At 45.5% G+C, this 12,824-nt stretch carries 14 protein-coding genes; 3 read left to right on the top strand and 11 right to left on the bottom strand.

Annotated features, from left to right (window positions below; all coding sequences use genetic code 11):
- The 7 genes from AC6R05_RS20230 to AC6R05_RS20200 all read right to left on the bottom strand — a co-directional run.
- A partial coding sequence (locus tag AC6R05_RS20230; RefSeq protein ID WP_500648460.1) for an SDR family NAD(P)-dependent oxidoreductase occupies positions 1 to 153 on the bottom strand: 153 nt, incomplete at its 3' end.
- Position 154: 1 nt separating this feature from the next.
- On the bottom strand, positions 155 to 586 hold the full coding sequence (locus tag AC6R05_RS20225; protein ID WP_285406898.1) for a nuclear transport factor 2 family protein: 432 nt from the start codon (positions 584 to 586) through the stop codon (positions 155 to 157).
- 28 nt (positions 587 to 614) lie between these two features.
- Complete coding sequence (phrB, locus tag AC6R05_RS20220; RefSeq protein WP_500648454.1) at positions 615 to 2,012, bottom strand: deoxyribodipyrimidine photo-lyase; 1,398 nt, start codon at positions 2,010 to 2,012, stop codon at positions 615 to 617.
- On the bottom strand, positions 2,009 to 2,956 hold the full coding sequence (locus AC6R05_RS20215) for a YbgA family protein (RefSeq protein ID WP_500648453.1): 948 nt from the start codon (positions 2,954 to 2,956) through the stop codon (positions 2,009 to 2,011). The genes phrB and AC6R05_RS20215 overlap by 4 nt, the downstream gene beginning before the upstream one ends.
- 72 nt (positions 2,957 to 3,028) lie before the next feature.
- Positions 3,029 to 3,745, bottom strand: a complete 717-nt coding sequence (locus AC6R05_RS20210) for a ChrR family anti-sigma-E factor (protein WP_500648452.1) — start codon at positions 3,743 to 3,745, stop codon at positions 3,029 to 3,031.
- Positions 3,738 to 4,367: a sigma-70 family RNA polymerase sigma factor gene (locus AC6R05_RS20205; protein ID WP_032553635.1), complete on the bottom strand. Its 630-nt coding sequence runs from the start codon at positions 4,365 to 4,367 to the stop codon at positions 3,738 to 3,740. The genes AC6R05_RS20210 and AC6R05_RS20205 overlap by 8 nt, the downstream gene beginning before the upstream one ends.
- Before the next feature lie 83 nt (positions 4,368 to 4,450).
- Positions 4,451 to 5,020, bottom strand: coding sequence for an LON peptidase substrate-binding domain-containing protein (locus AC6R05_RS20200; protein WP_152470077.1), 570 nt, complete (start codon positions 5,018 to 5,020; stop codon positions 4,451 to 4,453).
- A gap of 297 nt (positions 5,021 to 5,317) precedes the next feature.
- Here AC6R05_RS20200 and AC6R05_RS20195 point away from each other — a divergent pair, with 297 nt between their 5' ends.
- The gene (locus tag AC6R05_RS20195) at positions 5,318 to 5,704 is read left to right on the top strand and encodes a tautomerase family protein (RefSeq protein ID WP_032553633.1); all 387 of its coding nucleotides are present in this window, start codon (positions 5,318 to 5,320) and stop codon (positions 5,702 to 5,704) included.
- Between the two features lie 26 nt (positions 5,705 to 5,730).
- On the opposite strand, the gene AC6R05_RS20190 is transcribed toward AC6R05_RS20195, so the two are convergent.
- Positions 5,731 to 6,531 carry a DUF4344 domain-containing metallopeptidase gene (locus tag AC6R05_RS20190; RefSeq protein ID WP_500648451.1) on the bottom strand — a complete coding sequence of 267 codons (801 nt, stop codon included), beginning with the start codon at positions 6,529 to 6,531 and terminating at the stop codon, positions 5,731 to 5,733.
- Positions 6,532 to 6,709: 178 nt separating this feature from the next.
- On the opposite strand from AC6R05_RS20190, the gene AC6R05_RS20185 reads away from it, so the two are divergent.
- Together AC6R05_RS20185 and gltS are read left to right on the top strand one after the other, a co-directional pair.
- Positions 6,710 to 7,066, top strand: a complete 357-nt coding sequence (locus tag AC6R05_RS20185) for a YibL family ribosome-associated protein (RefSeq protein ID WP_032553629.1) — start codon at positions 6,710 to 6,712, stop codon at positions 7,064 to 7,066.
- Positions 7,067 to 7,380: 314 nt separating this feature from the next.
- On the top strand, positions 7,381 to 8,607 hold the full coding sequence (gene gltS / locus AC6R05_RS20180) for a sodium/glutamate symporter (RefSeq protein ID WP_032553627.1): 1,227 nt from the start codon (positions 7,381 to 7,383) through the stop codon (positions 8,605 to 8,607).
- Positions 8,608 to 8,911: 304 nt separating this feature from the next.
- Here gltS and norW read toward each other — a convergent pair whose 3' ends face one another.
- The 3 genes from norW to AC6R05_RS20165 form a co-directional block, all read right to left on the bottom strand.
- The gene (gene norW / locus AC6R05_RS20175) at positions 8,912 to 10,075 is read right to left on the bottom strand and encodes an NADH:flavorubredoxin reductase NorW (protein WP_500648450.1); all 1,164 of its coding nucleotides are present in this window, start codon (positions 10,073 to 10,075) and stop codon (positions 8,912 to 8,914) included.
- Position 10,076: 1 nt separating this feature from the next.
- On the bottom strand, positions 10,077 to 11,594 hold the full coding sequence (gene norV, locus AC6R05_RS20170) for an anaerobic nitric oxide reductase flavorubredoxin (RefSeq protein ID WP_500648449.1): 1,518 nt from the start codon (positions 11,592 to 11,594) through the stop codon (positions 10,077 to 10,079).
- Positions 11,595 to 11,915: 321 nt separating this feature from the next.
- Positions 11,916 to 12,572, bottom strand: coding sequence for an NAD(P)H-dependent oxidoreductase (locus tag AC6R05_RS20165; protein WP_150868330.1), 657 nt, complete (start codon positions 12,570 to 12,572; stop codon positions 11,916 to 11,918).
- Positions 12,573 to 12,824: the final 252 nt, after the last annotated feature.

The following is a 12,824-nucleotide window of genomic DNA, read 5'->3' as shown; positions in this document are numbered from 1 at the left end:
GCAGAGCGGCTCAATATTATCTTGCTCATTGGTTAGTGAATCGAGCTTGTTTTGGCTACGACCACAAGCGATGACGACATGTCCAAGTTGAGCGTATTTGATTGCTAGATCTCGACCGATACCTGAGGTTGCGCCTGTGATAAGAATTCTCATGTTATTGGCTCGCTCTACGCTTGATGGACTTGATCGCACAGCCAAGAACTGGAATGTGCTCGTAAAGCATGGATCCCACATCGAGATAGTCTCTGTGATAAATCACAAGGTCGTCTTTCATTTGAAGGTGAGAGTGTCCCTCAACGGTAATCGGCTTGCGTCCATTAAGCTGTTTGTGGGTAAATTCCATAGACCAGTAAACGGCGGCTTCTTCGCCAGACTCGAACGCACTGATGATCGTAAATTTACAGCTGGCAACATTGGTGTAGATGTTCTCGAAGTAACGGGTTAGTGCGTCCAACCCGTTTACTTGATGAAGTGGATCTTTGAATTCAACCTGCTGGTGGTATACATCCTGTAATGCACCAAAGTCGTCAGTACCCAGCTGCCTATACATATCAAGAAAATTATCTAGCCATCGTGAATTTTCCATGGGTTCACTCTCACTTCCGTCTATCGTGCTATTTGTAAAAATCTAGGGCCCTTAACCGCGCTTCTTTATGTTCAACGATAGGTCCCCAATAACGACTGTCATGTCCACTCTTGGTGATAAATGTGTGCGGAAAATGCACGTCTCTATCGGGAATGTTTTGCAGCTCTGGGAGATATTTACGGATGAAAACTCCTTTAGGATCAAACTTTTCACTCTGAGTTATCGGGTTGAAAATCCTAAAGTAAGGCTGCGCATCACAGCCGGTGCTTGCAGCCCACTGCCATCCGCCATTGTTGGCACTGTAATCACCATCAATCAGGTGCTCCATAAAGAAGCGCTCGCCCCATCGCCAATCAACCAACAAGTGCTTAGTCAAGAAGCTGGCGACGACCATTCGTAGACGGTTGTGCATCCAACCTGTTTCGAGTAGTTGGCGCATTGCTGCATCAACCAGTGGGTAACCGGTTTTCCCTTCACACCAGCGTTGGAAATCTTCTTGATCGTTGTGCCAGGTGAGTCCGTTGTATTTTTCTTGGAAGTTCTCACCTTTCACTAATCTCGGATGGTGGAAGATCAGGTGTTTATAGAAATCACGCCAGATCAGCTCGTTGAGCCAAGAGAACTCAGCGCACTGGGTATCGACCAGAAGTTCTGGGTGTTCTTGAATCAATTGAATCGCCAACCAACGAGGGCTAATTGCGCCAATGGCAAGATAAGGAGATAAGCCAGAGGTTCCCTTTATGGATGGGATGTCTCTATTGTCCGCGTATTGGTAGAGCTTTTCTGCAAGAAACTGAGGCACCACTTGCCCTAACACATCGTCGGCTAATGGCCAGCGAGAAGAGTCTTCTCTCGGAAAATCAAAATCATACTCTCTTGAAAAGGTTTGTAGTTCTGGTTGCGGACTTTCTGAAGCAACCTTCGGATAGGGTGCGCAATCAATGCCAGAAGCTTGAACATACTTGAGCCACGCTTTTTTGAATGGGGTAAATACCTTAAACATCTCCCCCTGCTGATTGAGAATTCTTCCTACAGGAACAATGACGTCGCAATCAAAGGTGGTCAATGTGATGTCGAGGGCACGTACTGCTTCATCTCTCTGTTGTTCGTCCACTTCCGGCTCAGAGTTGGCCATGACTTGGGTGATGCTGTGCTCGCGGCAGTAGTTGGCTAGGGTGCTTGCTTGATCGTCAAAGTTGGAGGATTTCAGGTGAACGAGCTCAATGCCAAATGAGGCGAGTTGTTCTGATAGCAAGGTGAGGTGGCGGTATATGAAGTCAGCTTTGATCGGTGCTAAATGGTGTTGTTTCCACTGTTTAGGTGTAGAAATAAAAACGGCGTGGGTAGCGCCGTTTTCAATTGCAGAGACCAAAGCTGGATTGTCATGAACGCGCAGGTCGCGTCGTATCCAGAGTAGAGTGCTCAATATCCGTATCTCAACTTAAGTTCTTGTGGGTGCGGGTTTAGATAAACCTGCGACTGTAAGTACTCGTTTGGGTACTCCATCAAATAGTGATTAATCAGCGTAAGTGGCACCAGCAATGGGATAGTGCCTTCACGGAAATCGTTGATTTGTCGTGACAGCTCTTGCTTATGAGTGCTGCTTAGTTGCTTCTTAAAGTAACCTTGTAAGTGCTGAAGTGTGTTAGCGTGCGTACCACGGTTAGCATGGTGTTGCAGTGCCGTCATTAGCCCCTCAATGTAGCGCTCAGCCAGCTCATTGACCTCTAGATCACTTTCACCCAATAGTTGGCCGAGTTCTTTGTAGCCTTCAACGTAGTGACACATAACTAGGTATTTGTGAGCGCTGTGGAACTGAATCAACTTGTGCTTAGTGATGCCTTCATCGACCAAGTCGAGCCATTTCTGGTACGTAAACACACGAGTCATGAAGTTTTCGCGAAGAATTGGGTCGTTCAAACGGCCGTTCTCTTCGATCGGCAACAATGGGTTATGATCCATTAGCTGCTTGGTAAACATACCAATGCCTGTCGATTCTGAGCCGCGACCGTGATGGTGATAGACCTTCACACGTTCCATACCGCAGGTCGGGCTTTTTTGACACACAATAAAGCCCGCAATGTGTTCGTTATTTTTTGCGTAGTTTTGCCCATATTCGATCAGCTCATTAGTGACATCACCAGTACCATCTGGGCGAGACACATGGATGACGTCGTCTAGCATTCTGGTCTGACGAATCGTTGGGCGAGGCGTTGGAAGCCCCACTCCCATTTCTGGGCACACAGGCTCTAACTCAACATAGTCAGCCAGATCGTCAGTGCAGAAACGAGAGCGTTTATGACCTGTATCGAATCTAACCTTGTGTCCTGCAACACAAGCGCTGATACCGATTTTTATTTTTTTGTTCATAGGTCAAATCCTTATAAACATTACTCAAGAAGTTGTATATAAGATGGTATGTTTATTAATGTTTTTCAATCACTAATAAATGAACTTGCCAATTGGGTTAAACAACTGACTCACACCTTTCGTAAAGTATAGAGCATCGCTTGAAACCGTTAGGCACACACAACCTTCCTTAGTAAAAGGTTGGTGCGTATGTTCACCATCTAACCAGATAAAATCGCCCTTATGATATTCGCCCATCTCGTCTTCAAAACTGCCCTCTAAAAGCAAGGTAATCTCAAAGCCTTTGTGTGTATGGCAAGGCACAGCGCCCTCTTTATCAATGTGCAGTAGGCTGGTGTGATGATCACCATCTTCGAAGTCGAGACGTGCGCGAGAGATCTTGCCTAGATTGAGCCAATCTTTTCTCACCACTTGATTAAGTGCTCGTGGCAATTCAAATTCCGTATCAGCGACTTTCACCAGCTGCGGTGAATGGTCTTCAGTGGCATCGATGCTAGCCAGCTGTTCATCAGCTGTGATCATATCGATGAGGCTCATGTCGAAGTCTGCGTGGATATCGTCATCGTTACCGTGAAGTACCGCATTGACTTGGTTCTCAATCAGCTCGTCAGCAATAACTTCTTCCGAGCCAAAACTATCAGTTGCTGCAAGTTCGGTAAGGCGAATAACCTCGGCCTGGCACTGTTCACACATCTCTACATGGCTTGATACGATCAATGAGAGAGAATCAGGAAGTTCACCAGTGACGAAGTCTCTGAGTATTTCTGCTGTTGGGTGATGTTTAATCATGGTTCTGTTCCCCCATATGAAGCTTCAACTTGGCGAGTGCGAGTCTCAGTCTTGATTTCACTGTGCCGAGTGGCACTCCGAGTTGCTGCGCCAATTGTTCTTGAGACAGCTCTTGATAATAAACCCCTTCAACAATGGTTCGCTGCGCTGGAGGCAGCTTGTCTATTTGATTGCGTACATGGCGACTCATTAGATGGTCACTGTATTCGCTTTCATCATCGCTCGCTTCGGACAAAGCAGCGTCGATCGGCCAGATATCGTCCGCGACATTCTGCTCTGCTTTGGCTTTCACTTTACGCAACATGTCAAAAGCAGCGTTGCGCATTACCGTATACACCCAAGTAGTTGCAGCACCTTTCTCGCTATTGTAGAGATGCGCCTTTTTCCATACGTTAGTCATGGTGTCTTGTACCAGCTCGTTGGCGGAAGCTTCACTCCCCAGCTTGTTAATACCAAAACGTTTTATCTTGGGTGCGAAGAACTGAAACAGGCGCGTGAATGCCTGTTTGTCTCGATGAGATGCAACTAAAACTAGCCAGCTAGATAACTCTGGCGGCACTTTACTGTCTGGTACGATGACAGACTCCTTGGCTTTTTCGTTTTTTACTTTACCTAATTGCATAATAGACTAACCTTCATCCGGGTTTGAGCACATATACGGAGGAAAGTGATGGTTAGATCAAACAAAACGAAAAAAAGTTTGAGCTAGTCGTTACCAGTAATTATTTGATTTAAAAAAGGAACCAAAGCTGGGAAGCTGGATGGCGAAGTGAAGCGCACTTTCTTCTCGATCGGAAGCGGCATCACCTCCAATAAACGTGCACAAATCCATTGTGGATCTTCGAAATTAGTGTGCGGGTAGAGTTCTCTGATCGCGTCGTGTTCTCTAAAAAGCTGAACTAGAAAATTACTGAATACTGGCGGAAGCTGACAATCCAGAGTCGGCCAATGAGGAAGCGTCTCAAAGTCTGCTTTCAAAAGGCCCGTGTCATCTCTTCGAGTGTTGAAAAGTCTAACCAATGACTCACCTTCCACATCGATTTCGAGTAACTTGTCGTCTGATAGGTTGAAGTCGACGATTTTTACCTTAGTCCCCCAATCTTTAAGTGGACTGTTGTTGCGGTTATCGTGGCTAGCTATAACAAAACCGTCTCCTTGAGCAGCGTGCGCTACCATGGTCAGATATTTTTGCTCGAAAATTCTCAGGCGTTGTCGACCGCCGGGGAGAATAAAGAGTGGCAATGGGAATATTGCGTAGTCGGTTTTTGTTTCCATAGAAAGTGTGCCCCAAAAAATAAAAAAGTATCAAACACCAAACTTTCTGTGATTCGTGAAGATTGGTTGTGATAGCTATACGCTGCGCAATTTACTTTCGATCAAACTGCCACACGCTTCAGTTCATGAAGAGTTAAAGACAAATACGCTTTCTGTTAGAGCTGTCTAGAAAAACAACAATGGCACTCTCTATAGAGGGGAATTTTAAGTAGTATATGTAAGTCGGTTGATACCTATGCGTATCAAATGAAAAATTCGTTGAATGAGCTCAAATCATAGAAAACCCAAGGAATGGTCATGATTGTGATTTACGGAATCAAGGAACACATAAACCCAATCAAACAGCAGCTGTCGGACCTTTTACAGCTATGTTTAAATCGAGAGCTAGGCTTGCCAGATGACAAACGTGCCCACCGTTTTGTCCCGTTAGACAAAGAAGACTTCTTTTTTCCTCAAGGTCGTACCGAGGCTTACACTGTTATCGAGATCAACATGATGGAGGGGCGCACGGTCGAGACCAAAAAGCGCCTTATCAAAACGATCTTCAACGAAGCTGAGCGACAGTTGGGCTTATCACCGATTGATATCGAGATCACCATCAAGGAGCAGCCGTCACACTGCTGGGGCTTTCGCGGTATGACGGGTGATGAGGCTCAGGATTTAAAATACAAAATCAACGTTTGATGGTGCTCTTGTGAGAACGATAAATACTAAGCTTCTGGTTCTGCAACGCTTAGGTAACGATGCCAGTTTTCGCTCATGATTTGATAGTGCTCGACGCAAAACTCTTTGCGGTCTTTTAGATAGTCTTTTTCGACTTCATCAAGCAGGTTTTTGTGGCTGTCTGGATCGCTTCCGTACACCAAGCATAAAGTGGAGAAGTAGCGCTGTAGATCAAAGCTGTGTTCATCGATGTATTCGCCGAGGTCGTAATATTCAGGTCGATCTTCCGACTCATAAGCAAACAGGTCAGCGGCGCTGATCGCAGCATCAGCTCCGTGTTCAACGTAATCAATCAATAACAGGGTCGCGAAATTATCGGCCGCATCTTCTTCTTTTCCTAGAATTGCGATGTTCTGGTCAGCGATATAGGCGTGCGCCGCTTCGTGCAACAAGGTGTGAAGTACGGTGTCTACTGCGCCTGCTTCCGCTGTTTTGTCGTACTTCTCTTGATACTTGTTTTTCTCGAAATAGTTTACAGACTCAGAATAGAACTGATACGGCATGTGAATCGTATGCGTGCTGGGATCGTAAAGTGGGCCTTCTTCACCACCGTATTCGACCACAAGCGGAGAATTGAACGGGAAAAGCTGCTCAGAGAGGTCAACCAGAGTATCGTTTACGCCACTGCTTTCGATAGCCGTTTTTAGCTCAGATTCTAATGCGTTGGCTGGCGTTTGATATTTAATCGTTACGTTTTGAAGAGGCGTTGTTTCGGCTGACACATAAGTCGTGGCAAGTAATGCGCATGCGATAGCACTGCTAATCACAGTCTTCCCAATGTTTTGCATAGTGATGTCCTATTCTGGGGGCGTTTTAGTTGAGGATTTTGAGCCCGTTGATCGTTTGTCAGTGTAGGCTATATTTAGCTTCGTGTGTATTTCGCAGATAAATTTCGGTTCGTGTTAACCATTGTGCTATACTCCGCGCCCCAATCCGCATTGGCTTGCTTAATTTTAGGAAATTATTATGAGTGCTAAAAACGAACTTCAACAAATTAACAACCGTCTAGACAAGTGTCGCCACAAGTTAGCGGCTGCTAAGGCTCGTAATGATCGTCCAGTTGTTCGTCAATTTGAAGACGAAATCAAAAAGCTAACCAAGAAAATCGCACAGCTTAAACACAAGCAAAGCTACGATGTAAACAAAGAGCGTAAAGCACTGCTAGATATGCCTTTTAGCCGTGAAATTACTAAAGCTGAGCAAGCGGACATGGGTAAACTGAAAAAGTCTGTAAAGGGACTCGTAGTTGTTCACCCAATGACGAAGATCGGTAAAGAACTTCGTCTAGAGGTTATGACTGGTTACGCACCGAAAAAATTCTAATTACCACCACTGGTAATGAAAGAGGAGCTATCAATAGCTCCTTTTTGCTTTTTTAGGTTTCCAGAACGATAGTTAACGTTAAAAGTTTCCAAATGTCATAGTGAATTTTTCGAGGTGATTGCGGTCACAAAATACCCTAGACCTCGCTTAAATTGACCTAGCACTAACATCTTGGTTGTTTTTCACACTATTGTGGAGCGTTTTCTAAACTCACTATCTCACCATTTGCATAAACACAGGTAGAGCAGCACCAAAACTACAGATAAAACTAGACTCATTAGGGAAGATGAGGAACGTAAAAATATAGAGGTGATATGAATCATTTAATTTCAATAGGGCCACTAGAATCTTTCCTAATCGCGATTAGCGTTTTGTTTCTAGGCCATTTTGTAAACGCAAAGCTCCCGGTTCTCAAAAAGTACAATATCCCAGAACCTATTGTCGGCGGTTTAATCGTTGCGCTTGCAATCACAGGTCTTCATTTCAACGGCATTGATCTAGAGTTCTCTCTACCGTTGCAAAACACATTCATGCTGATGTTTTTCGCAACCGTTGGTCTAGCGGCGAACTATACCCAGTTGATGAAAGGGGGCGCAAAGGTGTTCTTGTTCCTTGCTGTCGCGTCGGTGTACATCATTATTCAGAATGGTGTTGGCGTAACCTTGGCGACGGGGTTGGGGCTAGATCCACTCATGGGCCTTATCGCAGGTTCGATTACTCTATCTGGCGGGCACGGTACGGGGGCGGCTTGGTCTCAAACCTTCGCTGATACTTATGGTATTGCTAATACGCTTGAAATCGCAATGGCATCGGCGACCTTTGGTTTGATCATCGGTGGTTTGATTGGTAGCCCAGTTGCGCAGAAGCTTATCGATAAAAACAGCTTAGAGTCTGAGTACGGTACAGGCACTCACACCCACGAGCGTTTTCCTGAACTTGTGACTTACAACGAGTATGAAGAAGACAAAGTAACAGCTAAGAAAGTGATTGAAGTTCTGTTTATCCTTCTTATCTGTATTACTGGTGCTAAGTACTTAGAGCAGTGGGTATCGACCTTTGAAATCAAATGGCTGATGATTCCAGACTTTGTGTATGCGCTGTTTATCGGTGTGTTCATTACCAACGTATTTGAAGTTACTAAGCTGCATAAAACAGACAGTGAAACGGTTGATATTCTGGGCACAGTGTCGCTTTCTCTGTTCTTAGCAATGGCATTGATGAGCCTAAAACTATGGAATATCTTTGACCTTGCAATCCCGTTCTTGGTGATCTTGAGTGTGCAAGCGGTCGTGCTGGGTTTGTTCTCGTACTTCGTAACATTCAAAGTGATGGGTTCAAACTATGATGCTGCGGTGATGTCGGGTGGCCACTGTGGCTTCGGCTTAGGTGCAACACCAACTGCGGTTATGAATATGGGCTCGCTGGTGAACCGATTTGGTCCATCGCCACAAGCCTTCATGGTGGTGCCGATTGTGGGTGCATTCTTCATCGACATCGTTAACCTGATCATCCTACAAGGCTACATCTCGTTTATCGGTTAATGTAATAATTGCAGTCACTGTTTCAGACAGGCCTTTAAAAGAAAAGCTCCACGTTACGCGTGGAGCTTTTTTTGTAGGTTTGAACTTGGAGTTAGTAACAACTTAGAGTTAGTAACAAAGTAAGGGATTGTTAAGTGCAGGGCTTACAGGCACTTACACTACAATATCGCCAGCCATGTTACCTTATAACTTCATTAGATTTGTAACTCGGAATCGCTCTTCTTGAGTTAGTTGTGGGGCTGTTCGGCTTGGGTTTGAACAGCCCATTTTTTTATCTTCTTATTGCTTGTGTTGCTAGCTAGAGCTAGGCGGTTTGTAGCTCGCGAAATAGGTTAAAGGAAGAAGATGAATCCTCACCAGTGACGACAAATCCCACCATTTTATCGCTTTCATCAAACGCTCGTGCAATGATGCCAGTTGGTTTGATGCTGGCCTCCCAACGCGCATCTGTTGCGAATTTTCCAGAAATTAGGACCGGGTATTTAGGTGTTTTTACCTTGGTCATCATGTGCGGCAGCGAGAGTTTGCTCGATTGACCGAGCAGTTGCTTAGCAAGCACATTGGCCGAGAGAATTGCTGGCTGTAAGTAAGCGCGTATTTGCCCACCAATCTCAGCACAATCGCCAATCGCATAGACATCTGCTGTGCTGGTCTGCATCTGTTCATCAACCAGAATACCCCGTTGAGTCTCGATACCCGCTTGCTGAGCCAACGCAATATTCGGTTTAAGCCCTGCAGCAACGATCACCTCATCAACTTCCAAGGATTGTTTCTGTTCATTGGCGGCCGATGTCGGAGACTCCAGCCACAATGTCTTGTTGGCTTCGTTATCCACTATCTCAGCTGCCTGCAAGTTGGTTTTAATTCGCACCCCTGCATCATTTAGAGCGTTTTCCAATTCTCTAGCAATGAACCTAGGCAGTAAGCTCGCCAGTAGTGATGGAGCAGGCTCCACAATAGTGACCTGTTTCCCTGATGATTGCAGATCGAGTGCGAGTTCGACTCCGATCAGTCCGCCACCGATGACCGCAACGCTATTGGCTGTCTGAAGCCTCTCGTGGCCTTGCGAGAACTCTTGCAAACTGTTCATGGTTAACAGCGAGGCTTTATGCTTTGCTAATGTTGGTGGCACAAAAGTATTCGCTCCGGTTGCCAGCACCAATTTAGAATAGCTATAGCGCTCGCCATGTTCAGTGATCAGCGTGTGCTCGTCAGTATCCACTGAGGTGACGCACGTATTGGTGATCATGGATACACGATACTTGTGCTCAAGCTGCTCTGCTGTATGTGTGACCAAATCACTTGGACACTGCTTTTCACTGAACACGTGCGACAGACTTGGTTTGTTGTACTCGACACCTTGGTCTGCAGTAATGACCGTGATTGGCAGTTCGATATCACTATTGCGTATCATCTTGATGGTTTGTAGGGCAGCGAAGCCACTGCCGATAATAATGATGGGGGCCATGTTATACCTCCACAAACACTTCTTTGCCCAAGTGGCACTCTGGACACAGGAAGCTATCGGGTACTTGCTCCCAAGGTGTGCCAGGAGCGACATCTTGGTTGGGCTCGCCCTGTTTAGGATCGTAAACCCATTCACAAACCGTGCAGCGCCAGCAAGTACAGTCGTCGGCATGGGGAAGGTGCTGCTCTGTTTGCTCACCTTGTTCAGTTTGCTCAGACATAGGAGTGTCAACTTGCTCAGATGTAGGAGCTTCAGTTTGCGTGTCCGATGCTTCTAATCGGGTTACTTGCTGCTCGGCTACTTTAGGCTGGTTGTACGATTCATCTTGGTTCCAGACCTCGGCCAGAGTCGCACCGTAATCAATACACTGACGCAGAGCATCGGTATCTGGCTTCCAATGGATGTGTTGTGATGGGCTTACCTCAAAGTTTGCCTCACGCAAGCGATGGTCAATGCGCTTAACCGCACCACCAGTCCAACCTGATGAGCCAAAGGCGGCGGCTTTTTTATCTGCAAAGCGCAGGCCGTGCATTTCTTCAAGCAAGGCTGCGATTTGCGGCATCATCACGTTATTCATCGTCGAAGAGCCAACGAGCACGCCCTTAGAGCGGAAGATATTGGCGAGAATATCGTTCTTATCATGCTTCGAAATGTTGAACACTTTAATCGCTGTATCAGGGCTGCCTTGACGAATACCCTTGGCGATAGCGTCGGCCATCATTCGAGTGTTGTTAGACATGGTGTCATAAACAATGGTGATGCGATCTTCTTTGTAGGCTTTCGACCACTCATAGTATTGCTCGACAATCTGCGTAGCGTTGTCGCGCCAAATACAACCATGTGAAGTGGCGATCACATCGATCGGCACACCAAGGCTAAATACTTCTTCAATTTTGGCTTTTACCAGAGGGGCGAACGGCGTCAAGATATTGGAGAAGTAGCGTAAGCACTGTTCGTGCAGCTCTACTTGATCGAGTTGGTCGTTGAATAGGCGCTCGTCGCAGTAGTGCTGTCCAAAAGCGTCATTACTGAATAGCACTTCATCACCTGTAAGGTAGGTTGCCATAGAGTCAGGCCAGTGCAGCATTTTCATTTCAACGAAGATAAGCTGTTTACCGTTACCAATGTCTAGGGTATCGCCCGTTTTCACGGTGCGGAAGTTCCAGTCAGGCTGGTGGTGGTGGCCTACGATCGAGTTAACGCCCGCTTCAGTACAATAAACAGGTGTGTTAGGAATTTTAGCTAACAGCGCTGCGAGTGCTCCAGAGTGATCTTCTTCGGCGTGCTGACAGATGATGTAGTCGATCTCATTAAGGTCGATCTCCATTTCTAGGTTTGCGAGGAATTGATCTGTAAACCTGTGGTCTACGGTATCAACCAGCACGGTCTTCTCTTCACGAATCAAGTACGAGTTGTAACTTGTCCCTTTATTCATGTGGTACTCTTTGCCGTGGAAATGCTCTGTTTCCCAGTCGTGAATACCAACCCAGTGGACATTTGATTTAACGTGAATTGTCATAACGATACTACCTTATATGAATGTTTCTAAGGTCTGTATTGCATCAGTTGTGCCATGTTTTTAACTTATTGATAGATATAAAATTATTGATTTTAATGGCTTTGTTTTGAGTCTGAATGACTCTGGGTGTTTTTGAGTCTAATTAAATGCTATATGTCTTTTAGACTTGGGGTGGCGATGCGATTTTTTCTTCATATAGCGTTAATGTATTTTGTCTTATTCTCTGTTTCCTCTCTTCCAAATACAAAAAAGGCCAGACGTGTGTCTGGCCAAATAAAGCAGTGCAGTGTGCGATTATTAATCGCGACTCTTAAAGACGGATTATAGAGTCTCTACAACTTGTTCTAGTGCTAGGCGTGCCTTTGGTAGGCCGTGGTTGTAGTCTTCGCCATCTTTGTGGTAACCGATAGCCAGTGCAACATCTACAACGTGACCTTCTAGCTCTTCAGCGAACTTCTCACCGATAAGTGCTGAATCCACACCTTCCATTGGAGTCGATGCAATACCTAGACGCGCTAACGTGTGTAGGATGTTACCTAGAGCAATGTAAACCTGAGCTTTAGTCCAGTTACCGTTGAAGCCTTCTTCGTCAGTATTCATGTCTGCGAATGCGTAAGCACCCATGAACATGTCGTACATGTCTGCAGGTAGGTGGCCAGAACTTACTTCAGCATCTACACGCTTAGCAAATTTCTCTTTTGTGAATTTAGGGTCGTGAGCAAATAGAATTGTGTGAGACGCTTCTTTCGCATGCGGTTGGTTAAACTGGTGCATGTTCTCAAACGTGTCGTGGAAGCGTTGTTTTGCTTCGTCACTCTCAATGATGATGAATTTCCAAGGCTGAGAGTTAATGGAAGACGCAGATAGACGCAGTGCTTCTTTGATGATTTCCATATCTTCCGCAGAGATGCGTTTGTCAGCATCGTATTTTTTAGCAGTGTAGCGAGTGTTCAAATCTTTGATGATTGGATGAGTCATGTTGGCTCCTAGTATCTATATGAATAAATGTTTTAGGGTTTAATGTTCAGTAACGTCAACAATAAACGGACAACCTAACTGGTCATCGAACATGCCCCAATGATCGAGAATCTGCGGTAGCTCAAATCGATGGGTGTAAGATAAAGGAACTCTCGAAGGAGAAAAATAGCGAAGATCTCAAATGACTATGGACTTAAATATCCATAATCATGTGAGCTATGTTGTATTATGCGTGCCACAGAGAGTCGAAAG

It is taken from the genome of Vibrio sp. R11-SG3-ISO9 (genome assembly GCF_059834255.1).
This window is presented reverse-complemented; position numbering and strand designations above follow the sequence as displayed.

Bases quoted from the DNA above. Each gene is read 5' to 3' on its own strand.
- AC6R05_RS20225 (WP_285406898.1), bottom strand. From the start codon at position 586: ATGGAAAATTCACGATGGCTAGATAATTTTCTTGATATGTATAGGCAG.
- AC6R05_RS20185 (WP_032553629.1), top strand. From the start codon at position 6,710: ATGAGTGCTAAAAACGAACTTCAACAAATTAACAACCGTCTAGACAAG.
- norV (WP_500648449.1), bottom strand. From the start codon at position 11,594: ATGACAATTCACGTTAAATCAAATGTCCACTGGGTTGGTATTCACGAC.
- AC6R05_RS20205 (WP_032553635.1), bottom strand. From the start codon at position 4,367: ATGCAATTAGGTAAAGTAAAAAACGAAAAAGCCAAGGAGTCTGTCATC.
- AC6R05_RS20210 (WP_500648452.1), bottom strand. From the start codon at position 3,745: ATGATTAAACATCACCCAACAGCAGAAATACTCAGAGACTTCGTCACT.
- norW (WP_500648450.1), bottom strand. From the start codon at position 10,075: ATGGCCCCCATCATTATTATCGGCAGTGGCTTCGCTGCCCTACAAACC.
- AC6R05_RS20165 (WP_150868330.1), bottom strand. From the start codon at position 12,572: ATGACTCATCCAATCATCAAAGATTTGAACACTCGCTACACTGCTAAA.
- AC6R05_RS20190 (WP_500648451.1), bottom strand. From the start codon at position 6,531: ATGCAAAACATTGGGAAGACTGTGATTAGCAGTGCTATCGCATGCGCA.
- gltS (WP_032553627.1), top strand. From the start codon at position 7,381: ATGAATCATTTAATTTCAATAGGGCCACTAGAATCTTTCCTAATCGCG.
- AC6R05_RS20200 (WP_152470077.1), bottom strand. From the start codon at position 5,020: ATGGAAACAAAAACCGACTACGCAATATTCCCATTGCCACTCTTTATT.
- AC6R05_RS20215 (WP_500648453.1), bottom strand. From the start codon at position 2,956: ATGAACAAAAAAATAAAAATCGGTATCAGCGCTTGTGTTGCAGGACAC.
- AC6R05_RS20195 (WP_032553633.1), top strand. From the start codon at position 5,318: ATGATTGTGATTTACGGAATCAAGGAACACATAAACCCAATCAAACAG.